The sequence below is a fragment of the Rhizobium sp. SVR5-9E genome (genome assembly GCF_056755095.1).
The window spans coordinates 88,727-111,750 of record NZ_JBNDHS010000002.1 but is presented as its reverse complement, the minus strand read 5'-3'; the positions used below and the strand labels follow the sequence as shown (position 1 = coordinate 111,750).

Annotated in this window: 21 protein-coding genes; 10 read left to right on the top strand and 11 right to left on the bottom strand. The window is 61.4% G+C overall.

Annotated features, from left to right (window positions below; translation table 11 throughout):
• Positions 1–47: 47 nt before the first annotated feature.
• From apnL to oiaX, 9 genes are all read right to left on the bottom strand, one after another.
• Positions 48–1,913, bottom strand: a complete 1,866-nt coding sequence (gene apnL / locus ACPYOJ_RS01845) for a D-apionate lactonase (RefSeq protein WP_481414725.1) — start codon at positions 1,911–1,913, stop codon at positions 48–50.
• Positions 1,910–2,944, bottom strand: a complete 1,035-nt coding sequence (locus tag ACPYOJ_RS01840; protein WP_481414724.1) for a Gfo/Idh/MocA family protein — start codon at positions 2,942–2,944, stop codon at positions 1,910–1,912. The genes apnL and ACPYOJ_RS01840 overlap by 4 nt, the downstream gene beginning before the upstream one ends.
• A 1-nt stretch (position 2,945) precedes the next feature.
• Positions 2,946–4,010 (bottom strand): ABC transporter permease, encoded by a 1,065-nt coding sequence (locus tag ACPYOJ_RS01835; RefSeq protein WP_168830746.1) that lies wholly within the window; start codon positions 4,008–4,010, stop codon positions 2,946–2,948.
• Positions 4,007–5,557 carry a sugar ABC transporter ATP-binding protein gene (locus tag ACPYOJ_RS01830; RefSeq protein ID WP_481414723.1) on the bottom strand — a complete coding sequence of 517 codons (1,551 nt, stop codon included), beginning with the start codon at positions 5,555–5,557 and terminating at the stop codon, positions 4,007–4,009. Before ACPYOJ_RS01830 ends, ACPYOJ_RS01835 begins: the two co-directional genes overlap by 4 nt.
• Complete coding sequence (locus ACPYOJ_RS01825; RefSeq protein WP_481414722.1) at positions 5,554–6,198, bottom strand: DUF2291 family protein; 645 nt, start codon at positions 6,196–6,198, stop codon at positions 5,554–5,556. Before ACPYOJ_RS01825 ends, ACPYOJ_RS01830 begins: the two co-directional genes overlap by 4 nt.
• Positions 6,199–6,272: 74 nt before the next feature.
• Positions 6,273–7,214, bottom strand: coding sequence for a substrate-binding domain-containing protein (locus ACPYOJ_RS01820; protein WP_481414721.1), 942 nt, complete (start codon positions 7,212–7,214; stop codon positions 6,273–6,275).
• A gap of 79 nt (positions 7,215–7,293) precedes the next feature.
• Entirely contained in the window at positions 7,294–8,121 is an 828-nt protein-coding gene (locus ACPYOJ_RS01815) for a phosphogluconate dehydrogenase C-terminal domain-containing protein (protein WP_481414720.1), read from the bottom strand.
• Between the two features lie 91 nt (positions 8,122–8,212).
• Positions 8,213–9,547, bottom strand: coding sequence for a four-carbon acid sugar kinase family protein (locus tag ACPYOJ_RS01810; protein WP_481414719.1), 1,335 nt, complete (start codon positions 9,545–9,547; stop codon positions 8,213–8,215).
• 5 nt (positions 9,548–9,552) lie between these two features.
• Positions 9,553–10,809, bottom strand: a complete 1,257-nt coding sequence (gene oiaX / locus ACPYOJ_RS01805) for a 3-oxo-isoapionate-4-phosphate decarboxylase OiaX (protein ID WP_481414838.1) — start codon at positions 10,807–10,809, stop codon at positions 9,553–9,555.
• A gap of 180 nt (positions 10,810–10,989) precedes the next feature.
• Between oiaX and ACPYOJ_RS01800 the strand changes: the two genes are divergently transcribed.
• The 4 genes from ACPYOJ_RS01800 (at position 10,990) to ACPYOJ_RS01785 (ending at position 15,947) form a co-directional block, all read left to right on the top strand.
• Positions 10,990–11,694, top strand: a complete 705-nt coding sequence (locus tag ACPYOJ_RS01800; protein ID WP_168830751.1) for a transcriptional regulator NanR — start codon at positions 10,990–10,992, stop codon at positions 11,692–11,694.
• Between the two features lie 119 nt (positions 11,695–11,813).
• A complete protein-coding gene (locus ACPYOJ_RS01795; RefSeq protein WP_481414718.1) occupies positions 11,814–12,470 on the top strand; it encodes an ABC transporter ATP-binding protein in 657 nt (218 codons plus the stop codon).
• Positions 12,470–14,878 carry an FtsX-like permease family protein gene (locus ACPYOJ_RS01790; protein ID WP_481414717.1) on the top strand — a complete coding sequence of 803 codons (2,409 nt, stop codon included), beginning with the start codon at positions 12,470–12,472 and terminating at the stop codon, positions 14,876–14,878. The genes ACPYOJ_RS01795 and ACPYOJ_RS01790 overlap by 1 nt, the downstream gene beginning before the upstream one ends.
• Positions 14,868–15,947 (top strand): lipocalin-like domain-containing protein, encoded by a 1,080-nt coding sequence (locus tag ACPYOJ_RS01785; protein ID WP_481414716.1) that lies wholly within the window; start codon positions 14,868–14,870, stop codon positions 15,945–15,947. The genes ACPYOJ_RS01790 and ACPYOJ_RS01785 overlap by 11 nt, the downstream gene beginning before the upstream one ends.
• 9 nt (positions 15,948–15,956) lie before the next feature.
• Here the strand turns inward: ACPYOJ_RS01785 and ACPYOJ_RS01780 are convergent, their stop codons facing one another.
• Positions 15,957–16,169 (bottom strand): hypothetical protein, encoded by a 213-nt coding sequence (locus ACPYOJ_RS01780; RefSeq protein WP_481414715.1) that lies wholly within the window; start codon positions 16,167–16,169, stop codon positions 15,957–15,959.
• A 452-nt stretch (positions 16,170–16,621) separates the two neighbouring features.
• Here ACPYOJ_RS01780 and ACPYOJ_RS01775 point away from each other — a divergent pair, with 452 nt between their 5' ends.
• The 5 genes from ACPYOJ_RS01775 to ACPYOJ_RS01755 all read left to right on the top strand — a co-directional run bounded on the left by ACPYOJ_RS01775 (position 16,622) and on the right by ACPYOJ_RS01755 (position 21,205).
• Positions 16,622–17,143 (top strand): dihydrofolate reductase, encoded by a 522-nt coding sequence (locus ACPYOJ_RS01775; protein WP_481414714.1) that lies wholly within the window; start codon positions 16,622–16,624, stop codon positions 17,141–17,143.
• 144 nt (positions 17,144–17,287) lie between these two features.
• Positions 17,288–18,364: an FtsH protease activity modulator HflK gene (gene hflK, locus ACPYOJ_RS01770; protein WP_168830757.1), complete on the top strand. Its 1,077-nt coding sequence runs from the start codon at positions 17,288–17,290 to the stop codon at positions 18,362–18,364.
• Between the two features lie 3 nt (positions 18,365–18,367).
• Positions 18,368–19,300, top strand: a complete 933-nt coding sequence (hflC, locus tag ACPYOJ_RS01765) for a protease modulator HflC (protein ID WP_481414713.1) — start codon at positions 18,368–18,370, stop codon at positions 19,298–19,300.
• A gap of 10 nt (positions 19,301–19,310) precedes the next feature.
• The gene (locus tag ACPYOJ_RS01760; protein WP_481414712.1) at positions 19,311–19,496 is read left to right on the top strand and encodes a DUF2065 domain-containing protein; all 186 of its coding nucleotides are present in this window, start codon (positions 19,311–19,313) and stop codon (positions 19,494–19,496) included.
• A gap of 101 nt (positions 19,497–19,597) precedes the next feature.
• Complete coding sequence (locus ACPYOJ_RS01755) at positions 19,598–21,205, top strand: Do family serine endopeptidase (RefSeq protein ID WP_481414711.1); 1,608 nt, start codon at positions 19,598–19,600, stop codon at positions 21,203–21,205.
• Between the two features lie 33 nt (positions 21,206–21,238).
• Here ACPYOJ_RS01755 and serB read toward each other — a convergent pair whose 3' ends face one another.
• Complete coding sequence (serB, locus tag ACPYOJ_RS01750; RefSeq protein WP_481414710.1) at positions 21,239–22,129, bottom strand: phosphoserine phosphatase SerB; 891 nt, start codon at positions 22,127–22,129, stop codon at positions 21,239–21,241.
• Between serB and miaA the strand changes: the two genes are divergently transcribed.
• Positions 22,130–23,020 (top strand): tRNA (adenosine(37)-N6)-dimethylallyltransferase MiaA, encoded by an 891-nt coding sequence (gene miaA, locus ACPYOJ_RS01745; protein ID WP_481414709.1) that lies wholly within the window; start codon positions 22,130–22,132, stop codon positions 23,018–23,020.
• The last annotated feature ends 4 nt before the right edge of the window (positions 23,021–23,024 follow it).

Genomic DNA, 23,024 nt, shown 5'->3' with positions numbered 1-23,024 from the left:
GGTATGATGAGGTAACCATCAAGATGGTGCAGTTGGTACGCTTCAGGTCAATCCGCGAGTGGCAAGATCGCGGTAGCGAATGAAGCGAGCCGAAGGTGCGCACCCGGATTCTCGGACGCCAACCTGCACGCGCTGCAGTCGACTTCCTGTTCTTCGTGCGTCAGGTTGACCACGTGAAGCCTGGTCCCTGTGTCACCGCGCGCGACGAACGCCAGAACCTCGGAGGGCGAGGAGGAGACGCACTCCTGCCAGGATGCGCCGGCCAATGCGGACAGTGTCCGTACCGTATTGAACAGCGGGCGCCGGCCGCCTTCCGGGGTCGGTTCACCCGGACCGGCGATCAAACCAAACGGACCGGTCAACGCCGATAGCGTCAGGCATTCGAGATCGGCATCCAGCACCCGGATCGCGTAACCAAGCGCGAAAGCCTCTGCGAAACGTCCGTTGTGGCGCGGGTCCCGGTTGGCCATGGGTATGCGCCCGCCCGACGGGTTGTCCATCGTGCGGCTGCCGTAGGGGTTCTGCCGCATCGGTATGGTCGATGGGCCGATCCGGTAGGGTTTCTCACCGTAGATGGCCCGCACCGAGCGGGTAATGAAGGGCAGGGCCTCCAGCGTCTGCATGACGCTGAGATCGTCGGCTGCATGGACGATCGGGTTGGTGCAGTGGCTGATGAAGCCAAGCTGTTTGTCCGGCACACGCTTGCGGTTCAGTTCGGTAAAGTAGCTGAGCATGCCGCCGCCGATGCGCATGCCTGGAAAAGCGGAATGGGCTGCGGCATAGACCTCTTCGAGGGGCGGGCAGTCGGGCCATTTGCTGCCGGGCGGCGTCGACTGCCGGTCGACGGAGGGCGAGATCATGACCGCATCCGGTTTGAATCCCGCCGACCGCATTTGTTGGGCAATCTCGGCTGTTTCGCTCGCTGGGGACTGCTTGCAAGAAAGCGCGATCTCCAGCGTCGAACGTCCGGGGTGAACTGCAGCAATTGCGGCGAACCGCTTGAGCGCTTCGACGCCGTGTCCAGCACCTGGATCGAGATGGAAGAGCAGTTCCCGGGGCGCGGTCTCCGATAGGAAGCTCTGCGCCGAGAGAGACGCATCAGCTTCCTCGGGTGTAATGATCAGACCGATTGCCGGCACGGCGCCGGAGCGTGCGCCGAGTTGAAGTTTTATTGCTCCGCCCGAGCTACCGACAGAAGCGCGCTGTGCGGGGCGGCTGTCCTTGATGATCAGCGATGTCTTTTGCCGGACGGGTTGATTGGCGGGAATCTGATAAGGCCAGGGAAGGGCGAGCGGCCGGACGTAGGTCTTGTAGGACGCGTCCGACCAGTTTCTCTGATCCTCCATTTCGAAGGTGTCGCCCTCCATGCGGCATTCCGCGGTGACATCAGGTGCGACCTCGTGGGTGATGGCGCGCATGTCCTTGAACGGCTGCCAGGGCTCGATGAAATCAGGAAACCGGGTTGCCTCGGTCGTGCCATCGACGTGCTCGACCGTAGCCCGCGACCCGGCCACTCCAACGATCGGATGAAGAATGCAGAAGCCGCAGCGGTTCGTCTCGAAGCCCGTTTCCGAGATGGCTTCGGCCTCGAAGTCGAGCCGCCCGCTGTGTCCGCCAATTCGAACGTCGATAACGAGCGTCGTGTTCTCCGGCCCATTGCAGCGGGCCCGATAGGTGACCTCGAAATGATCATCATTTTGCGCGATCTTTAGGTCGGCGATCTCCGGCCTATAGGTGCCCCAGTCCCGGTCGCGAACGAGGTAGGAGATCGCTCTCAGCACCTCGGTCCCATCGTAGCGGATCGTGCGCAGGCTGCCATCGGCGAGGTCGACTTCGAGCTTTCCGGCCCTAAGGCGAACCGGTGGTGTTTCGACGACACGGGTGCCGTAGAGCAGGAACGGATCGACCGTCATCGCAGCAGCGCTCCGACGTCGACCGTTTGTCCTCTCGCTGCACTTTCATAGGCGCCTTCAACGAGGGCAAAGGTCTTCAAATTGTCGGTCCCGGATGTCGAGTGCTCGGCGCCGCGCTTCAATTGGTCGACCCAGTGCTGCTGGATCTCGTAGACGCTCTCCTGAATGTTGTGCCAGGGGCGCGAGGCCCATGACAATAGCTTGGGGGACACATCCGTCGTGGTGGTGCCCTGCGCGTTGGTTACTTCGAGCCCGTAGCCTCGGGTGAGGCGGATGGTTCCGTCGGAACCGTCCAGTTCGATCAATGTCTCGGGAAAGGGTTCCTTCGAGAGCTTTGTGGCGTAGCTGACGTCCACGACGGATGTCGCGCCGGATTCGTGGTCGAGCAGGATGGTCGCTACGTCTTCGCCTTTGATCTTGGGATTGACCCGTTTCGTCCGAGCCGTGATGGCGGAAACGTCGCCGAGGATATAGCGAGCGATGTCGAGCGTATGGATGCCGAGATCCTCGATGATGAATCGGTCCTGCTCGGCGAGATATGGCTGGCCGGAGAAGACGTCGTAGCCGGACCGGAAGGAGAAGCGGCCCCAAAACGGGGTGCCGATGGCCCCGCCATCCAAAGCCCTGCGGACGGCCTGGATCGGTGTCTGCCAGCGGAAGTTCTCGTGCACCATCAGCGGCACGCCGGCATTGCGGCACGCCTCCACCATCGCCTTTGCGTCCGACAGAGTCTTGGCGAACGGCTTCTGGCAGATGGCCGCGACCTTGTGCCGAGCCGCCATTTCCACAAGGACACGATGGCTCTGGACGGTCGTGGCGATATCGACGAAATCGAAACCTCCGTCGGCAAACAGCGCCTCGGCATCGCTATAGCGTCTGTCGATACCGAACTGGTCTCCGACGATCTTCAGCCGCTCCGGATCGCAATCGCAGATCGCGACGATCCTGGCACCTTCGACATCGTTCCATGCGTGCATCTGGTTGATCGCGAAAAACCCGCAACCGATCAATGCACCCTTCAATTCAGTCATATCAACCTGCCTTTGCCATCTGCATGAGAGTAACGCGTTGCTGCAGGCGGCGCTGCGCCTGGTCGACAACCACGGCGATGATAATCACCAGCCCCTTGATGACCATCTGCCAGAAGGATGAGATGCCCATCATCACCAGCCCGTCCGACAGGATGCCGATCACGAAGGCGCCGATGATCGTTCCGCCGATCGTCCCACGCCCGCCCGACATCGAGGTGCCGCCGAGCACGGCCGCAGCGATTGCGTTGAGTTCGAAGCTTTCGCCGGTTGCCGGGTGCGAGGCCATCAGTTCGGAAGAGATAATGACGCCAACGATCGCAGCGCAAAGTCCGGAGAACATGTAGACGACGATTTTTACGAGATCGACGCGGATACCCGACATGCGCGCGGCGCGCTCGTTGCCGCCGACGGCAAAGATATGGCGGCCGATCGGCGTGGATCGCGCGACATAGGCAGCAAGCAGAGCGAGCACGATCAGGATCCAGATCGACACCGGCAAGCCGAGCACGCGACCGGCGCCGAAGAAGTCGAAACCTGTCGTCGAATACTCCGGACGGCCGACGAGGTTCGGGAAGGTCTGGCCGTCCGAGGACAGCAGCGCGAGACCGCGGGCGATATAGAGCGTACCGAGCGTCGCGATGAAGGGCGCGACATTGAGCTTGGTAATCAGCAGGCCGTTGATGAGGCCAATCAGCAACCCGATCGAAAGTGTGATGAGCACGATTTCGAAGAGGTTGAAGTAGATCGTATAGCCGATCGGCAGTTCGATGCCGTAGAGGATGAGGCCGCCGGCCACCATGCCGCAGAGACCGACGATCGATCCCACTGACAAGTCGATGCCGCCGGTGATGATGACGAACGTCATGCCCATCGCCAGGAAGGCGTTCAGCGCCACATGCTTCGACATCAGGATCATGTTCGCCGTCGAGGTGAAATTCGGTGCGAAGATTGCGAAGAAAATGATGACCGCGAAGAGTGCGATGAAGGTCCTGAGCTTCATCAGCGTCAGGAGGATAGAGCCGTTCGCGCTCGCCGGCGAGGAAGTGGTTGATGTGGCCGCCGTCATGATGCGAGTTTCCCTTGATGTCCGTGTCCCTTGGCCGAATCCGCAATGATGGCGTCTTCCGTGGCCTCGCTCCGGTCGAAAACGGCCACCAGCTGGCCGTTGCTCAACACCGCGATGCGATCGGAAAGCGCCATGACCTCTTCGAGGTCTGAAGTCGAAAACAGGATGGCAAGCCCGTTTGCCGCCAGCCGGCGCATTGTGCGGAAGACATCCGCCTTGGCGCCGACATCGATGCCGCGGCTCGGCTCGTCCATCAGAAGCACCTTCGGGTTGGTCATCAACGCCTTGCCGATCACCACCTTCTGCTGATTGCCGCCGGACATCGAGGTGACTTCGAAATCCGGGTTCGGCGCCTTGATCGAGAGGTCGCTGATCGCATCGCGAATGGCGCTCTTCTCGGCGCTGCTGTTGATATGAAAGAGGCGGGTGAAGCGGCCAAGGCTCGCCAGCGTCAGGTTGGAGGCGATCGACAGAACCTGGACCAGTCCCTCCCGCTGCCGGTCTTCCGGAATGAGCGCAAGACCGCGGCGGATGCGCCTCGTGGTGTCGCGGGCGCGGACTTCCTTGCCATCGATGAAGATCTTGCCCGTCGAGTGCATGTGCCGTCCGATCACGCATTCGAAGAATTCGCTGCGGCCGGCACCCATCAGACCATAGATGCCGAGGATTTCGCCGGCTTTCACCGACAATGAGACGTGGTCGACCGCAAGCCCGCCGGTTGGCCGCGGCAGGCTGATATCCTCGGCGCGGAACATCTCCTTGCCGACGGCGTGATCGACCGACTTGGCGAAATCCTTGGCGTCGGAGCCGATCATCGAGCGCACGATCCAACGGGTATCGATGTCGCGCACCATGGCTTGGCCGGTGATCTGGCCGTCACGCAGAACGGTGATATAGTCGCCGATGCGCATCAGCTCTTCCAGCCGGTGCGAGATGTAGACGATCGCCACACCCTGGGCCTTGAGGTCCGCAATGACTTTGAAGAGGATTTCGACTTCGGCTGCTGAAAGAGCGGACGTCGGCTCATCCATGATCAGGATGCGCGCATTCAGCGACATCGCCTTGGCGATTTCGACGAGCTGCTGCTGGCCGATCGGCAGATCTTCGACCATCGTTTCCGCGTCGATTCCGGCATCCAATCGTTTCAGAAACGCATTGGCCTTTTCGACCTGCGCCTTGTGATCGATGCCGAGCGGGCCGCGGGTGATCTCGCGGGTGGCAAAGATGTTCTCCGCGACCGACATGTTGGCGAAGAGATTGAGTTCCTGGAAGATCATGCCGATGCCATGCGCCTGCGCATCGGCCGGGCTGTGGAAGGATACGGGCTCTCCATCCAGAATGATGCGTCCCATCGTCGGGCGCTCGACGCCGGCGATGATCTTCATAAGCGTCGATTTGCCTGCGCCATTTTCGCCGACCAGAACGTTTACCGCCCCGCGGCGCAATGCGAGATTGGCGCGCTTGACCGCGACGATGCCGGAATAGACCTTCGACACGTCTGCGAGGTGCAGGATGATGTCGTCCTTCGGTGTCTCGCTCGCGGTCATGATCCCACCGTTAGTTCGGAAGGCGTGACAAGCGGAAGCTGTCCGCTGTTCGGCAGCGGAAAGGCGCCGGTCACGCTCACTGTCTTGCCGACGAGACCGTCGCGCGGGACGGCGGACAGGAAAGCCGTATTGGCTTTCTCGTTGAACGCCTTGCCGAACTGCGCCCACTCGATCTGGTTCTTGAATTCGTTGAAATTGACGAAGTCCAGCGTGTCGCGCAGCGCCGTACCGCGCAGGGCCGGGCCGATCTGCACCTTCGCGTCAGCCTTGCCGTCGCCATCTGCGTCGACTTCGAGCGTTGCCGCGCGCGAGGCCGTATCCGCCGCGACGACCTTGCCGGTGACTTTCACCGCATAAGTCCAGGGCGAACTGCTCTGCTTGCGCGGATTGCCGTATTTCTCCCCCGCCTGGTCAGGGCTGGTGGCCGCCAGTTGCGCGACGTCTTTGAGTTCGCCTGCGCGCTTCTCGAAATAGGGCACGACCTGTGGCTGCCAGATCGCCTCGACCCTTGCATTCGGGTCAAATGCGTTCTTCGCCGCAGCCGCCGCCTTTTCCTCCGCGGTCGGAGTCTTGATGATCTTGCAACCGGGCAAGGCCGCGGCCACGATAGCAGCGAGCAAAACGCCCTTCATTCTCCACATGCGACAGGCCTCGACGTCATCAAATGAACAACAGAGGGCGCGGTCTGCCGCCCTCTGCATTGATCCAGGTGCGGTTAGTTCGTGAGCGCGAAGGTCTCGAGCTTGCCGGCGTTGTCAGAATTGACGAGGACGCAGTCCATCAACTGCTTCTCTTCCTTGGGCGTCGTCTTGTTCTTGATGTAGGCGTCGGCCTGTTCGACGGCCAGCTGTGCCTGCGCGTAGGCCGGCTGCAGGACAGTCGCCTTGATGCCGCCAGCCTTGATGGAGTCCCGGACGTCATTGGAGCCGTCAAAGCCGACAACGATCACGTCCTTGCGGCCGGCGGCCTGCAGCGCTGCGATCGCGCCCATCGCCATCGTGTCGTTGCCGGAGATCACCCCCTTGATGTCGGGATTGGCCTGGAGGATGGTTTCCATCTTCGAGTAGGCTTCCGTCTGGCTCCAGTTGGCCGATTGCTTGGCGACCAGCTGCAGGTCCGGATAGTCGTCGATGACGTCGTGATAGCCCTGCGAGCGAATGCCGGCATTGGTATCGGATTCCTTGCCGACCAGCTCGACATAGTTGCCCTTTTCGCCCATCAGCCTGACGAACTCCTGCGCGCCCAGCTGGGCACCCTGGTAATTGTTGGAGACGATCTGGGCCATGGCAACGCCGCTCGCGTTGATTTCGCGGTCGATCAGGAATGAGGGGATGCCTGCATCCTTTGCCTTCTTGACGGCTGCAACCGACGCATCCGCGCCGGCGTTGTCGAGGATGATGGCCTTTGCGCCGCGGCCGATGGCCGTGTCGATCATCTCCGACTGCTTGTTGGCGTCGTCGTCATGCGTCATGACGAGGGCTTCGTAACCAAGCTCTTTCGCCTTGGCTTCCGCACCGACCGCCTCGGCCTTGAAGAAGGGGTTGTCATGGGCTGGCGTGATGATGGCGATCAGGTCCGCCGAATAGGCCGGAATGGCCGTCCCCAGTGCCAATGCGCCGGCAAAGGCCGCAAGTGTCAGTCTACGCGTTAGTTTCATATTGTCCTCCCGAGTGTGAATGAAGCCCCGTCTCCCTTGGGGCGGTAGAGGGGGAGGCTTTTGGCCTCCCCAAGCCTTTTCAGGTGATGCGCCGGATGCTTTCGGCGATCTCCTGGGGTTCGAATACCTTCTTCCAGTCGTCGCGCATCAGCGCAGGGATGCCGAACTCGATCGCCTTGTTGCAGGCGTCCGAGAACACGCCATCCACTTCCTTGAAGATGACCGCGCCGAGCACATTCATATGGCCGAGTAGAAAATCGCGGGCCGCCTCTGCGGGCACGCCGCGGGCAACGCATTCGTCCATGGCCTGGCGCATGACGACGAGCAGCGATGCGCAGACGGTTTCCGACAGTCCAGGCTCCAGCATCGCCATCTGCTCGACGGTGACGCGGTGTGAGCGCATGACCGGAGCCCAGATCACCTTGGCGATTTCCTCGCCGAGTGCGTAGGCACCGTCCGGACCCTGAATGAGAGCCGAAACGATGTGCTGCTTGGCAAACAGGCCGCCGAAGTGATCCTTCTTCGCCTGCATCTCCGTCTCGTCGTTGAAGATCGGCGGATGGCAGGGATGGGTGACGAAGTAGGTAAGATCATCGCGCTTCGGCAGGTGCCCGGCGAAGGGAGCCGCAGCGTCGAGCGCGATGACCATGGTGCCGGGCTTCAGCTTGTCAACGATGCCGGCAGCAACCTTGCCGATTGCCGTGTCCGGAACCGCCAGGATCACGACCTCAGCGGCATTCAGCGCCGCGTCCGACGGCACACAATCGATAGCAAGATCGTTCTTCAGGCGCGCTTTTCCAGCGTCGCTGACTTCGACATGGCGGACGTCAAAACGCGAGCCTTTGAGATTCTTGGCAAGGCGGTATCCCATTTTTCCGCCGGCGCCGAAGAGGGCAATTGTAGTCATGTTTCCTCACCTTTTCGATGTTTGGATAGGATCATAAACTGGTATGATGAGTCAATCACCATAACACTAAAATTCTTACTTCCGACGGTGGTCAGCCCCGCCTTCCGTCGCGGATCTGCGAGAAATAACCATCGGTGCCGATCTGGCCGCCCTTCAACGCGATCTGCAGGCCATTGGTGGGCGCGTAGGTGCCATGCGCAACACAGAGGGGAGAGCCGGGCGTCTGAGGCAGAGGCAGAAGAGTGGTCAGGGCATCGACCCGCAGTTCTTTGAGCGCATGGCTCGAGGTGTCGCCGCCCGCAATGACGGCGCGCTTCAGTCCCTCACTCGTAACCAGGCTACGCAGGATTATCCCGAGCGCGCGCCCCAGCTTGTGGCGTGCACCCGGGACTTTGTCGATGTCGGCGCCAACGTCCGCCGAGGGTCCGAGGGCGGTGTACAGGATGACGCTGCTGCCGTTCTTCAGCTTCTCTACGCCGGTGGCCACAGCGGCCTCGATCGCACGCTCGCCATCATCCGACACCAGCGCGACAGGATCGATCGGGATCGCCTCGAAACCGTCATCGATAGCGGCGCGGATCTGCCGTTCGGTTGTTGGCGACACACTGCCGGAGACGACGGCGAGCCGGTCCACAGCGCCGACATCGGGGAACTCGGCGCTTCCCTTCAGCAGCCCCTGCTGTCGCCACGCATTGAGAAGAGCATACTCGACGCCCGACGAGCCAATGACGAAGGCGCCGGCCCGGCTTGTGATACGCATCAACTGGCGGCCTGCAGCTTGCTGGGTCGCCGGAGAATCGACGTCGATCAGCAGAATGCCGGCCTCGCCGGCAACCAGTTCATCGACATGACTGTCGGCATCAGGTGCGGTGATCGTCACGAGATCGGCGAGGGCAACCGGAATGTCGGTCTGCTTTGCGAGATGGAGGGTCAGGTCGGCTTCATCCATCGGAGTCACCGGATGGCGACTCATCACCGGATGGCGGTCGATGCGATACGTGCGGCCCTGGTAGGCGGCAAACAGGTTGCCGAATGCGGTGTAGCGCTTCAGTTGCGGCGCACCGACGATCACCGGCACGATGGATTGACCGAACGTCGCGCCGCCGATCTCGATCGCCTTGCCGATGCTGCCGATGGCAGGACTGGAGTCGAAGGTTGAACAGACCTTGTAGTGGCAGGTATTCGCACCCAGCGATTTCAGCCACTCGAACGCGGGTGTCAGGTGCCGTTGCATCCAGTCAGGCGTCTCGCTGCGGCTTGTACTGGCGATGCCGATCGCGCGACAGTCCTTGAAACGCGCGAGGAGCTCAGGCGAGGGGATGTCGAGAAAGAGCACAGTCGGAACGCCATTCGACGCCAGGGCCTCCATGACATCAGTGGAGCCCGTGAAGTCGTCGCCGTAGTAGCTGATGAGAAGCTCGTCCATCGCCGTTACGCGCCTTTGCCGTCGGCGAACTTGGCAATCGAGGCGGCAAGTTCCGGATGATCCTTGGCGTAGGTCTCCAACGGGATGTCGGCGACGGCGGCCTGCCATGCCTGCTGCACGGCGCGAACGCCGGCCGCCGGTCCGCCAGGGTGGCTGACGATGCCGCCGCCGCAGAGGTAGAGAAGATCAGTGGTGCGACCCGTCCGCCGGTAGGTCTCCGGGGCTTGTCCTCCCCACTGTCCGGAGCCGGCGACAGGAAGCGGGCAGTCCGAGGTATCGAACAGCGGCGTGCTGACAGCCTTGAAGGAGGAGACGAAGCTTTCGTCCGGTTCCCAATACTTGACCCTGATGCCGTTGATCTGAAACTGATCGACGCCGAGCAGCCGCCAGAATTGCTGGTAGACCGTGAAGTCCATCCCAGCGCCTGGATGGCGCGTCAGCACGTCCCAACCGTTTCGGTGCGCATGTAGCACCAGATTGGAGCGCTTGCGGAGAAAGCTCATGCCGCCGAAGCCGATAGAGTTGATGTTGACGACGGCGCAGTTGCCGCCCGCTTTCGCAACAACGTCGTGGTTGCGCATCATCTCGTCGGGGTCGGCATGCGAGATCCCGAAGGCATACATGACCTTCTTGCCGGTCTTCTGCTCGTGATCGAGAATGCGCGGCATGATCGCTGCAACGCGCTCCTTGAGCGGCGAATAGACCGGGCTCATCAGCTTCTCGTCGTCTTTGATGAAGTCGACGCCCGACTCGATCAGTTCGCCGACGAGTTCCGCCGTCTCGTGTGGCCGCAGCCCGAGCGCCGGCTTGACGATCGTTCCGATAATGGGGCGGCCCTCAACGCCTGTCAGGCGGCGGCTACCGGGAATCCCGAACTGCGGTCCGGGATGCGCGCCCTTGAAGGCGTTCGGCAGTTTCATGTCGACGATGCGGATGCCGGTCATGCCCTTGATGGAATAAACGCCACCGATCGCGATGGTCATCAGCGCCGAGAGGTCCGCGCCGATCGCGTCCAGCGGAAAGGCGATGTCAACGTCGGCGCGCCGCAACCGCGTGCCCGGCGTAACCTCTGGCCAGGTCGGGTAACTCGCGTCATCAAGGTGTCGAATTCCAACAACACGAGCCGCTACACGTGACTTCAGCTCCTCCGTCTCACCGGGAACCGGCACGAAGGTGCCCGTCGACTGGTCGCTGGCGATTTTGCCCGCCATCGCTTCGACGCTGCCGGGCGTTTCGATGCGGTAGGTCACGGTAATCATCATGGAAATGCCGGTTGCTCCTCTGGCCACGAAAGATTGTCATGGCGTCAACTCGTGATCTGGTATAATGAGTATCCCAACCGATGGGAAGGAAAATTTTCGGCAGCGTGAATTTTGCTAGCGCGCTTTGTCGTCAGCCCGGAAGGTGGTAGGGGAGGAGACATTTTGAGCCAGCGAGACGTTATGACCCAACCCGTCGAACAGATTGTGCGTCGAAAATTGTCCGACGAAGTGTTTGATCGGCTAGAGCGGATGATCACCTCCGGTGAACTTCGGCCTGGCGATGAGATGCCATCCGAGCGTGTCCTCATGGAGCGCTTCGGCGTGGGCCGGCCTGCCATTCGCGAAGCCATGCAATCGCTTGCCAACAAAGGCCTGGTGAGTATTTCACATGGCGAGCGGGCGAAGGTCCTCAGGTTGACGGCAAAGTCGATATTTCGCCAGGTCGATCTGACCGCGAAGATCATGTTGTCGCAGTCGGCCGACTCGCTGGAGCATCTCAAGAGTGCGCGCATATTCTTCGAGCGCGGCATGGCGCGCGAGGCTGCGCAGCGGGCCTCCGAGAAGGATATCGGCGATCTCAGGGAGATCATCGAGCGCCAACGGGAGTCCCTTGGGCAGGCCGAAGAGTTCATCAGCGCGGACATGGAATTCCACACCCGCATCGCGCAGATTTCAGGCAATCCGATCTACGTCGCCGTCAGCGAAGCGATGCTCGCGTGGCTGAAGGAATATCACACCGAGATGTTGATCTGGACCGGCAAGGAAAAATTCACGCTGGTCGAGCATGAGGAGATCGTCGACCGATTGGCGGCCAATGACGCCGACGGCTCGGAGATGGCGATGCTCAAGCATCTTGAACGATCCAGAGCTTTGTACGGAAAATGAGCAGCGCGCGCTGAGGCCACTGACCTGCGCGTTCTGGCTTCGAGCCGGGCGAATGGCACTTTTAATCCGTTTGGGCGCCGCTTACATATGCCTTGTCACGGCCCTCGCTCGGGAATCCAATGATCGTTGCCCTCCGAAATGTCAGCAAATCCTATTCGACGGCGGAGGGGGTGCTGAACGTGCTGCGCGGCGTAGATCTCGATCTCGATGCCGGCCGGACGATGGCCCTTACCGGGGAGTCCGGAAGCGGAAAGAGTACGCTGTTGCACCTCGTTGCGGCCTTGGACCAACGCGATTCTGGCAAGATCGTCGTTGACGGGACTGATATCACCACCCTTGATGAAAGCGGTCGCGCCGCCTACCGCCGCAAGACTGTTGGCCTCGTCTTTCAGCAATTCAACCTCATTCCCTCCTTGGATGTCGCTGCCAATCTGGCCTTCCACAGCCGGCTCGCTGGTCGCCATGAGCCGGAATGGGTGGATGAGCTCACCGATCGTCTAGGACTAAAGGGGCTGCTCAAGCGATATCCCGAGCAGCTTTCCGGCGGACAGCAGCAAAGGGTGGCGATCGGACGCACGCTTGCGGCCCGTCCCAGGCTTGTGCTCGCCGACGAGCCGACCGGAAATCTTGACGAGGCGACGGGCGACGCGGTGGTATCAGCCATGCTGTCGCTGGTCGCGGATACCGATGCGGCATTGCTGATGGTGACGCACTCGCTGAGGCTCGCCGCGAAGCTGGATGTCCATGTCAATCTCAGCGCGGGGCGGGTCGACTGATGTTTCTGACGGCGCTCGGCGCCCTTCTTTCGCATTGGCGTCGCCGGCCGTTCCAGCTGGCAATGCTGATGCTGGGGCTTTCACTCGCCACTGCGCTTTGGTCGGGGGTGCAGGCCATCAACGCAGAGGCTCGCGCCAGCTATGCGCGTGCCGCCTCCATGCTCGGTCAGGATCGGCTTGAACAGCTCGTCTCGGCTGACGGCGCGCCGTTTTCCCAGCAGGCCTTTATCGCGCTGCGGCGCGCGGGATGGCTGGTCTCGCCCGTGCTGGAAGGCGATACTCGCATCGGCGGCGTTCGGCTTCACGTCATCGGCATCGATCCGCTCAGCATTCCGGATGAAGCCCAGCAGGTGGATTTGGGCGGAACGGGGAACCTGCGCGATTTTGCGACGCCGCCTGGCCAGCTGATCGTCTCGACCGAAACGGCAGATCGGCTCCGGAGCCTGCCGCTGCCTCCACTGCGGGTCGCCGGGCAGATGCTGCCGAATACAGCGATAACCGACATCGGGATAGCCCAAACACTTCTCGGCAAGCCGGACCAGCTGAGCAAGCTCATCGTGGCGCGTGATCAGTCTGAAGGCCTGCCTCCGATCGACCAAATAGCACCCGAACTGGTCCTGAAGCAGCCGGATGCGCAAGGCGACATTGGACGGCTGACCGACAGCTTCCACCTCAACCTGACGGCGTTCGGATTCCTTGCGTTCGCGGTCGGCCTGTTCATCGTCTATTCCGCGATCGGCCTCGCCTTCGAGCAGCGACGATCCACGTTCCGGACGTTGAGATCCCTCGGCGTTTCAGCCACCGCCTTGACCCTCTTGTTGTTGGGAGAACTTCTTGTACTTTCGACGGTCGCGGGTCTGGCCGGCGTCGCGCTCGGCTATGTCGTCGCCGCCGTTCTTCTTCCGGGCGTCGCCGCGACGCTGCAGGGTCTCTACGGCGCAGCCGTTCCCGGAACATTGTCCTTGCGTCCCGAGTGGTCTGCGGCCGGCTTGGGGATCGCCATAGCAGGTGCGTTGCTGTCATCGGCGCAAAGCCTCTGGCGCGTGTGGCGCATGCCACTTCTCGCACCGGCGCAGCCGAGGGCTTGGGCGAGGGCTTCGGAGGCAGGGTTGCGCTGGCAGGCGGCCCTCGCGCTGGCGCTGTTGGTCCTGTCGACGGCGCTCGCCCATTGGGGCCGCGGTCTGCCGGCGGGGTTCGGTGTTCTGGGTGGCCTCCTGCTTGGCGCAGCGCTGCTCCTGCCCGTCTTGCTCGGCCTTATCCTGCTTGCCTTGCAGCGCGCCTCGAAACAGGCGCTGACAGTCTGGTTCTGGGCGGATACGCGCCAGCAGCTCCCGGGCCTGGCGCTCGCGCTCATGGCGCTGCTGCTTGCGCTGTCGGCGAATATCGGTGTCGGAACCATGGTATCGAGCTTCCGGGCGACCTTTGTCGGATGGCTCGACCAGCGGCTCGCTGCCGAGCTTTACGTGACGGCGCGGAGCGAAGACGAGGCGGCAAGGCTGCGAATGTGGCTTCCGCAGCACGTCGATGCCATTCTTCCGATCTGGAATGTGGACGGCGAGGTTCTCGGCCAGCGCGTGCAGATATATGGCGTCGCCAACGACAGGACCTATCGCGATCACTGGCCGCTTCTCGACGGCACGCCGGATGTTTGGGATCGCGTCGCTCAAGGGAGCGGGGTCTTGATCAACGAGCAGCTTTGGCGACGCGAGCGGCTGGCGATCGGCGATACAATTTCGCTCGGCGCTGGGTGGAAGACAGAAATTGCCGGCGTGTATTCGGACTACGGGAATCCGATGGGACAGGTGATCGTCGGCATCGATCAGTTGGTGTCGCACCACCCCGATGTGCCGCGCCTTCGATACGGATTGCGGATTGCACCCGACGGTGTCGAACAGGTTCGAGACAGGCTGGTCAGCGAGTTCGGTCTGCCGCCCGGGAATATAGTGGACCAGGCGAGCCTCAAGCGGGCTTCCGTTGCGATTTTCGAGCGGACATTCTCTGTCACGGCCGCATTGAACATGCTGACGCTCATAGTTGCGGGTCTTGCGATGTTCGCAAGCCTGCTCACCCTGTCAGGCATTCGTCTACCACAGCTCGCTCCGGTTTGGGCGCTGGGGGTGACGAGGCGTAAGCTGGTTCTGCTCGAACTGGCGCGGACCATGGCGCTCTGCGTGATGACGCTGCTCGCGGCATTGCCCGTCGGCCTGGGGCTCGCCTGGGTATTGCTTGCGATCGTCAACGTCGAAGCCTTCGGTTGGCGGCTGCCGATGCAGGTGTTCCCGGCCGACTGGCTGCGGCTCGGCGTGATTGCCTTGGCCGCAGCACTTCTGTCGGTCCTGATTCCGCTCAGCCGTTTGTCAAAGGTTACGCCTTCCGATCTGCTCAAGGTATTCGCCAATGAACGCTAAATCGATGCTCGCAGCCGCTTTGGGCCTGGTCTTCCTCTTCTCGGCAGCCGGAGAAGCATCACCGCAAGGCTTTGCGGGACTGGGGACGAGCGCCGAGGGCTTCGCCATACCGAAGCCGGGCACTGAGGTTCGATTTCCGGCCGATCATGGACCTCACCCGGATTTTCGGATCGAGTGGTGGTATGTGACGGCCAATCTCAAAGGGGCGGACGGGAAGGCTTACGGCGCGCAATGGACGCTCTTCCGTTCGGCGATGGCGCCGGGCGAGAAATCCGGCTGGGCAAGTCCGCAGGTATGGCTGGCGCACGCGGCGATAACCACATCAGAGGCGCAGCATGTGGCGGAGCGGCTTGCCCGCGGCGGCATCGGACAGGCGGGTGTGACGACGACTCCATTTGCGGCATGGATCGACAATTGGCACATGAAGAACATCGGCGGCCCGCGCCCCGGCGACGACGAGCTCTCCAACCTTGAGATCAGCGCGACCGGGAAGGATTTCGGGTACAGCCTGAAACTCCAGGCCAGCGAACCGCCTGTCTTGCAAGGCGAGAACGGCTATTCCGTCAAGTCCGCGGCAGGGCAGGCGAGCTTTTACTATTCGCAACCCTTCTACAAGGTGAGCGGAAGGCTGGCGCTACCCAAGGGGAGTGTCGAAGTCACGGGTCTGGCCTGGCTGGATCACGAATGGTCTTCACAGCCTCTTTCCGCCGAGCAGACCGGGTGGGACTGGTTTTCGCTTCATCTCGATACGGGCGAAAAGATAATGGGCTTCCGGCTTCGCGACCAAGGACCGGGCTATACGTCGGGGACCTGGATATCGAAGGACGGCCGGCCCACGCCGCTGAAGCCTACCGCCCTGAAGGTCACACCATTGGCAACAGCAAAGGTCACCGACCGAGACATTCCCATCAAATGGCGGGTGGAGATTCCCGAACACGGCTTTTCGGTCACGACGACGCCGCTTAATCCATCAGCGTGGATGGCGACCAGGACACCTTACTGGGAGGGGCCGATTACGTTCGAAGGCACGACGGGCGGCCGGGGCTACCTAGAAATGACTGGTTATTAGAGAGACTTTCTAACCGGCCGCACGCGCCGGGACGTGGGTGTCTGCCGTTCGCCGTCCGTGAATCTCATTCATAATTTGTGCGAGCCGGTGAGCCTCCCGCTCGTCGAGTCCCTCCAGGATCTGTCCGCCGAACGATGCGGGCGATTCCGCAGCGTGATCCCAGACGATCCACCGATCCATTGGATCGCAGATCACGTCGAATTGAGGCATTGCATTCGTCATTCACATCAGCCTTCGGTCACTCCCTTCGGAATAGGGTCACAACCGTTAACAGGCGCTTTCCGAACCACGCGACTGTATGTCCCTTAGTTTTTATAGGAATGATCGGATAACCGAGAAAGTACCAGGCGAGCGCAGTGCCTAGTCCGGTTGTTACCGGAGCCGCCTTGTCGCCGGTGACGATCCAGGCGAAAAGGGCAGCTGCCACGGCAATGATGACGAGGTCAATTCGCCTCGGCCGGCGGCGGTTGGGATCTGATTGCTCTCGCATGATTCACAACTTACCGTCGAATTTTTTGGAGTAAAACTCAAGTGAACGGCTTGGTTTACGAATTTCCCTCTCCGACGGGGCGCCATTCCATTTCGAAACGCGGCAGTCATCTTGCTTGTTGAACTGCCAGCCGGTAAACCGGCGCGAAGTGGTCAAAAGCCACTGCTCGCTGTATCGGGGATCCATGTCCGGCATCAGAAAGACCATCGTAGTTGCCGTGTCTGAAAACGGCATCATAGGGCGCGACGGCGACATGCCATGGCGGCTTTCGACTGATCTCAAGCGTTTCAAGGCAATAACGTTTGGGAAGCCGCTGGTTATCGGACGCAAGACCTATCAAAGTCTCGGCGGCAAACCATTGCCTGGGCGTCCTCATGTCGTGATCTCCCGGAGTGCGACGATCGAGCACCCGGACGTGACGATGGCCCACTCCCTTTCCGAGGCAATCGACATTGCCGAAAGGCTGGCACGCGAGTCCGGCCAGACCGAAATCATCATCGGCGGCGGCGGCGAAATCTATGCGCAGGCAATGGAACTCACGGATCGCATGTGCGTGACGCATGTGCAAACGCATGTGGCAGGTGATACCTCTTTCCCCTCGATAGACCCCGCCGTCTGGACGGTGGTTGAAACACTCGAGGTGCCCGCCGGGGAAAAGGACAATTATCCGACGCGCTTTGTCGTCTATGAGCGCCGCAGGTCCTAAAAACAAAATATTTATCAATAATCATCGCCAAGTTCTTCACGCCGCGTTGAAAGCGGCGGCGCCGACACCTATAACGGTCACAATCGCTCAAGCCCGCTGCCCCCGCGGGCAAAATGATCGAGAGTCAACGAATAAGAGGTTTTGATGCCCTGGAGTAATCAGAATGGCGGCGGCGGCCCATGGGGCGGCGGCGGCGGTAATCAGGGACCATGGGGGCAGGGGCCGAACCGTCCGCGCGGCGGTGGCAGGGGTGGCCCACCCGATCTTGAAGACATCATTCGGCGTGGCCAAGATCAGCTGCGCAATATTGTCCCCGGCGGGTTCAATGGCGGCGTGGCGGTGATCATCGCCGCGATCCTGGTGATCTTCTGGCTTTTCCAATGCATCTATATCGTCCAGCCGGATGAGCGTGGGGTCGAGCTTCGCTTCGGTCAGCCGAAGGAAGAAATTTCGACCCCGGGCCTGCATTTCCACCTCTGGCCGATGGAAACGGTCGAGTTCGTCAAGGTGACGGTGCAGCAGCAGAATATCGGCGCGACATCCGCTTCGTCTTCTTCCGGCCTCATGTTGTCCGGCGACCAGAACATCCTGAACGTTCAGTTCTCGGTTTTCTTTACCGTCGTCGACCCCAAGGCCTATCTTTTCAACGTTGAAAATCCGGCCGAAACGCTGCAGCAGGTCGCTGAAAGCGCCATGCGCGAAATCATCGGCCGTCGTCCGGCGCAGGATGCATTCCGCAACAACCGTCAGCCGATTGAGACCGAGGTCGCTGCCATCGTCCAGAATACGATGGACCGCTACAAGGCGGGCATTGCCGTGACGGCAGTCACCATTCAGGACGTGGCACCGCCGCGCGATGTCGCCGACGCCTTCGAAGAAGTGCAGCGTGCCGAACAGGACAAGCAGCGTCTGGTCGAAGAAGCGAACCAGTATGCCAACCAGAAGCTCGGTCAGGCGCGCGGTGACGCCGCCCAGATCCGCGAAGCGGCGGCTGCCTACAAGGACCGTGTCGTCAAGGAAGCGGACGGTGAGGCCCAGCGGTTCTTGGCCATCAACGAAGAGTATACAAAGGCTCCCGACGTGACCCGCAAGCGGCTGTTCCTCGAAACCATGGAGCAGGTGCTGAAGAATTCCAAGAAGGTCGTGATCGACGAGAAGCAGGGGGTTGTTCCGTACCTGCCGCTCAACGAACTCGGCAAACCGGCACAGCAGGGAGGTTGAACCATGCCATCGAACAGACTTCCCTTGATTATCATTCTGCTCGCCGTTGTGCTGCTGATCGCTTATTCCTCGGTCTTCGTGGTCAATGCACGCGAGCAGGCAATCGTCGTCCGCTTCGGACAGATCCAGTCGGTAAAGACCGAGCCTGGCATCTACTTCAAGCTGCCCTTCGCGTTCATGGATGCCGATCGCGTTCAGCTCGTCGAAAAGCAGGCGATGCGTTTCGACCTCGACAATATCCGCGTCCAGGTTCGCGGCGGGTCGACTTTCGACGTCGATGCCTTCGTGATCTACAACATCAAGGACCTGCGCAAATTCCGCGAGACCGTCTCGGGCGACCGCGAGGCTGCCGAAGCGCGTCTTCGGACCCAGCTCGACTCGTCGCTGCGCCGGGTCTACGGTCTGCGTGATTTCGATGCGGCTCTTTCGGAAGAGCGCGTGGCGATGATGCTTGAAGTGCGGGATGACCTGCATTCAGATGCCGAAAATCTCGGGATCAACATCCAGGACGTGCGTATCCGCAGGACCGACCTGACCCAGCAGGTGGCGCCGCAGACTTATGGACGCATGCGTGCAGAACGTCTGGCGGAGGCCGAGCTGCTTCGGGCACAAGGCACCGAAGAAGGCCAGCGCCGCCGTGCCATCGCCGACCGTCAGGTCGTCGAAATTACCGCGGAAGCCCAGCGCGATGCTGAAATTCTCCGCGGTCAGGGCGACGCGGAGCGGAACCGCATCTTCGCAGCAGCCTTCAGCAAGGACCCGTCGTTCTTCGAGTTCTACCGCTCGATGGCGGCCTATTCGTCTGCCCTGTCTTCTCAGGATACGACGCTGGTGCTGTCGCCCAATATGGAATTCTTCCGTTACTTCGACAATGCCCAAGGTAGGACACCTCCGGCTGCGCCGCCCGCGCCGACACTTGCGGCTCCGACAAACTGACGCACTCCGGATGCAGGATTTCCTGACCGGAATCGCGTTTCTTCTCATCATCGAGGGGCTGGTCTACGCACTGGCCCCTCGTTTTCTTGTCGACATGGCCCGGCTGCTTCCGTCGATACCAGAGCGCCAGCTTCGCGTCTTCGGACTTGCCGCCATTGCGCTGGGCGTCGTGCTCGTCTGGCTCGTTAGAGGCTGACGCAGAATGCGCGGGAATTCGCGAAAAGGTGATTTCACCCTCCATCATTCCGCCCTATGTTGGTGGTGAGACTGCAGCTTTGACCTAAAAGAGGAAGCTTGATGGCCCCCACGACACGCCCGACCTTCAGACGATCACTCGCTCTCCTGGCCGGGGTTGCCCTTCTGACTAGCATTGGTCTTGGTGGCGCCGCGGAAGCGCAGAACACGCCGCCGACGAACGGTCCGGCTTCGGTCGCTGATCTGGCTCAGGGGCTTCTCGATGCGGTGGTGAACATTTCCACGTCGCAGAACGTCAAGGATGACGAGGGCGTTGGTCCCGCGCCACGCGCCCCGGATGGTTCTCCATTTCAGGAATTCTTCAACGACTTCTTCAACAAGCAGCAGGGCGGCAAAGGGGCCAATCACAATGTCAGCTCGCTGGGTTCCGGTTTCGTAATCGATCCCTCGGGTTACATCGTCACCAACAACCACGTGATCGAGGGCGCGGACGATATCGAGGTCAATTTCGCCAATGGTACCAAGTTGAAGGCGAAACTGATCGGAACCGATACGAAGACCGATCTTTCGGTGCTGAAGGTTGAGCCGAAAGCGCCGCTGACTGCCGTCAAATTCGGTGATTCCAGCGTCATGCGCATCGGCGACTGGGTGATGGCGATCGGCAATCCGTTCGGCTTCGGCGGTTCGGTGACCGTCGGCGTCATTTCCGGCCGCGGCCGCAACATCAACGCCGGTCCTTACGACAACTTCATCCAGACGGATGCGGCCATCAACAAGGGCAATTCGGGCGGTCCGCTCTTCAACATGAAGGGCGAGGTGATCGGCATCAATACGGCGATCATTTCGCCCAGCGGCGGCTCGATCGGCATTGGTTTCTCGGTGCCGTCGGAACTTGCCGCAGGCGTGGTCGGTCAGCTTCGTGAGTTCGGAGAAACGCGCCGCGGTTGGCTCGGCGTGCGCATCCAGCCGGTAACCGATGATGTGGCCGACAGCCTGGGCCTCGATACCGCCAAGGGAGCGCTCGTCGCCGGCGTCATCAAGGGCGGCCCGGTCGATAATGGTTCGATCAAGGCCGGCGATGTCATTCTGAAATTCGACGGCAAGCCCGTCAACGAGATGCGTGACCTGCCGCGCGTCGTGGCGGAAAGCCCGGTCGGCAAGGAAGTGGACGTCGTCGTCTTGCGCGATGGCAAGGAGCAGACTGTCAAGGTGACGCTCGGTCGTCTGGAAGACAGCGACGAGGCTGCCGCCGCCGACGCCGATGCCGACGGCTCTCCGGATGGGGTGATCAACCCGGATCCGGACGAGAACCAGGATATGGATGAGCCGGATTCGGGTCAGGCGCCGCCGGCGCCCAATGGCAATGGCCAGACGGATCAGCAGGGGCAGGTGACGCCGGATGCCAAGACGCCGAAGAATGTGCTCGGGCTTTCCCTTTCCCTGCTCAGCCCCGAAATCCGCAAGACGTTCGGCATTGCGGAAAGTGTCGACGGAGTAGTGGTCACCGAGGTGGCTCCAGGCTCGGCGGCTGCCGAGAAGGGCCTCAAGGCTGGCGACGTGATCGTCGAGGTCGCCCAGGAATTCATGAAGTCGCCGGATGCGGTGGCCGCGAAAGTGCAGTCGCTGAAGAAGGAAGGCCGTCGCAACGCCCAACTGATGATCGCCTCGGCCAATGGCGATCTGCGGTTTATCGCCGTCCCGATGGAATAGCCCGTTTGGGGCCGTCTCGCGGGCGGCCTCGCTTTATGGTTTGACGAAATCCGTCTTCCGATAACCCTGGATATAAAGCAGTGCGGTGAGGTCGCCGTGATTGATGCGCATCTTCGCTTCGGCCGCGACGGCGGGCTTGGCGTGGAGAGCGACACCGGAGCCGGCGAGGTGAAGCATGCCTAGGTCGTTGGCACCGTCGCCGACGGCGATCGCCTCTTCGGTGGAGATGCCGAGCTTGGCGGAGATGTCGATGAGAGCGTCCACCTTCGCCTGTTTGCCGAGGATAGGCTCGGCGACGAAACCGGCGAGCCTGCCGCCTTCTGCGAGGAGGACGTTGGCGCGATTTTCATCGAAGCCGAGCGTCGCGGCGATCCGGCTGGTGAAGACCGTGAAGCCGCCGGAGACGAGGGCGCTATAATAGCCCTTCGATTTCATCGTTGCGATTAGCTCGGGACCGCCAGGCGTCAGCGTAATGCGCTTGGCGATGACCTCATCGATGACCGAGACCGGCAGGCCCTTCAGCAGCGCCACGCGTTCCCGAAGTGCAGGTTCGAAGGCAATCTCGCCGTTCATCGCGCGTGCGGTGATTGCGGCGACCTTGTCCTTCAGGCCAACTTCGGCGGCAAGCTCGTCAATGCATTCCTGCCCGATCATCGTCGAATCCATATCGGCGATCAGCAACTTCTTGCGGCGCGTTTCGGCCTCCTGGACCACGAGATCGATCGGGGCACCGGCGATGACGGCGAGAATGTTCGCCTCGACCGCCTCAGCGTCCGTATCGTCACGAAGGGCGATATCGCAGGCGATGCCGTCCGCCAGCCAATAGAGCCCCGGTGCCTTCACGCTTTCGGCAGCCTGTTCGGCGAGTGCCGGGGTAAGAACGGGATTTGACGGATTGGCGACAAGCGTGGCAACGAGAGCCATATGGAAAACCTTTTGAGCGCAACAAGTGCAATCCTGATAACCGGGCCCACCGCCAGCGGCAAGTCCGCGCTTGCTGTTGAACTGGCGAAACGCCATGGCGGGGCGGTTGTCAACGCCGATAGCATGCAGGTCTACGACACGCTCCGCATTCTGACGGCGCGGCCGTCCGAGGAGGAGATGGAGGGCGTGCCGCATCATCTTTACGGGCATGTGCCCGCAGGAGAAGCCTACTCCACAGGCGCTTGGCTGCGAGACGTTACGGCGTTGCTGCCCGAGCTGTGCGCCAAGGGGCAGTTGCCGGTTTTCGTCGGCGGCACGGGACTTTACTTCAAGGCTTTGACAGGCGGTCTGTCGGATATGCCGGCAATACCGGATGATATTCGCAATCGCCTGCGGGCGCGCTTGCTGGATGAAGGCGCGGAAGTGCTGCACTCCGAACTCGCCCAAGTCGATCCTGCGGCTGCCGGTGGTCTCAGCGTACAGGACGGGCAACGCATCGTCCGTGCTTTGGAGGTCGTGGCGGCAACGGGGCAGTCGATCTTGCGCTTTCAAGGGCAGGCGGGGCCGATGCTCGTCGATCCGGCGACCGTCGAAAAGATCATTGTTCTGCCGGAGCGAACTGTGCTCCACCAGCGCATCAACGGACGCTTCGAGAAGATGCTGGAGCAGGGAGCGGAAGATGAAGTCAGAGAGCTGCTGGCGCTCGGCTTGCCGCCGGAAATGCCGGTCATGAAGGCGATCGGCGTTTCGCAGATCGCAGCCATGCTAAGGGGCGAGATGGCGCGGGGCGAAGTGATCGAAAAGAGCGCGGCCGCCACGCGGCAATATGCCAAGCGTCAGATGACATGGTTCCGCAATCAGATGGACGAGAGCTGGAAGCGGCTGACATAACCGC

Coding starts and splice junctions, on each gene's coding strand:
- apnL (WP_481414725.1), bottom strand. CDS start 1,913: ATGACGGTCGATCCGTTCCTGCTCTACGGCACCCGTGTCGTCGAAACA.
- ACPYOJ_RS01840 (WP_481414724.1), bottom strand. CDS start 2,944: ATGACTGAATTGAAGGGTGCATTGATCGGTTGCGGGTTTTTCGCGATC.
- ACPYOJ_RS01835 (WP_168830746.1), bottom strand. CDS start 4,010: ATGACGGCGGCCACATCAACCACTTCCTCGCCGGCGAGCGCGAACGGC.
- ACPYOJ_RS01830 (WP_481414723.1), bottom strand. CDS start 5,557: ATGACCGCGAGCGAGACACCGAAGGACGACATCATCCTGCACCTCGCA.
- ACPYOJ_RS01825 (WP_481414722.1), bottom strand. CDS start 6,198: ATGTGGAGAATGAAGGGCGTTTTGCTCGCTGCTATCGTGGCCGCGGCC.
- ACPYOJ_RS01820 (WP_481414721.1), bottom strand. CDS start 7,214: ATGAAACTAACGCGTAGACTGACACTTGCGGCCTTTGCCGGCGCATTG.
- ACPYOJ_RS01815 (WP_481414720.1), bottom strand. CDS start 8,121: ATGACTACAATTGCCCTCTTCGGCGCCGGCGGAAAAATGGGATACCGC.
- ACPYOJ_RS01810 (WP_481414719.1), bottom strand. CDS start 9,547: ATGGACGAGCTTCTCATCAGCTACTACGGCGACGACTTCACGGGCTCC.
- oiaX (WP_481414838.1), bottom strand. CDS start 10,809: ATGATGATTACCGTGACCTACCGCATCGAAACGCCCGGCAGCGTCGAA.
- ACPYOJ_RS01800 (WP_168830751.1), top strand. CDS start 10,990: ATGACCCAACCCGTCGAACAGATTGTGCGTCGAAAATTGTCCGACGAA.
- ACPYOJ_RS01795 (WP_481414718.1), top strand. CDS start 11,814: ATGATCGTTGCCCTCCGAAATGTCAGCAAATCCTATTCGACGGCGGAG.
- ACPYOJ_RS01790 (WP_481414717.1), top strand. CDS start 12,470: ATGTTTCTGACGGCGCTCGGCGCCCTTCTTTCGCATTGGCGTCGCCGG.
- ACPYOJ_RS01785 (WP_481414716.1), top strand. CDS start 14,868: ATGAACGCTAAATCGATGCTCGCAGCCGCTTTGGGCCTGGTCTTCCTC.
- ACPYOJ_RS01780 (WP_481414715.1), bottom strand. CDS start 16,169: ATGACGAATGCAATGCCTCAATTCGACGTGATCTGCGATCCAATGGAT.
- ACPYOJ_RS01775 (WP_481414714.1), top strand. CDS start 16,622: ATGTCCGGCATCAGAAAGACCATCGTAGTTGCCGTGTCTGAAAACGGC.
- hflK (WP_168830757.1), top strand. CDS start 17,288: ATGCCCTGGAGTAATCAGAATGGCGGCGGCGGCCCATGGGGCGGCGGC.
- hflC (WP_481414713.1), top strand. CDS start 18,368: ATGCCATCGAACAGACTTCCCTTGATTATCATTCTGCTCGCCGTTGTG.
- ACPYOJ_RS01760 (WP_481414712.1), top strand. CDS start 19,311: ATGCAGGATTTCCTGACCGGAATCGCGTTTCTTCTCATCATCGAGGGG.
- ACPYOJ_RS01755 (WP_481414711.1), top strand. CDS start 19,598: ATGGCCCCCACGACACGCCCGACCTTCAGACGATCACTCGCTCTCCTG.
- serB (WP_481414710.1), bottom strand. CDS start 22,129: ATGGCTCTCGTTGCCACGCTTGTCGCCAATCCGTCAAATCCCGTTCTT.
- miaA (WP_481414709.1), top strand. CDS start 22,130: ATGGAAAACCTTTTGAGCGCAACAAGTGCAATCCTGATAACCGGGCCC.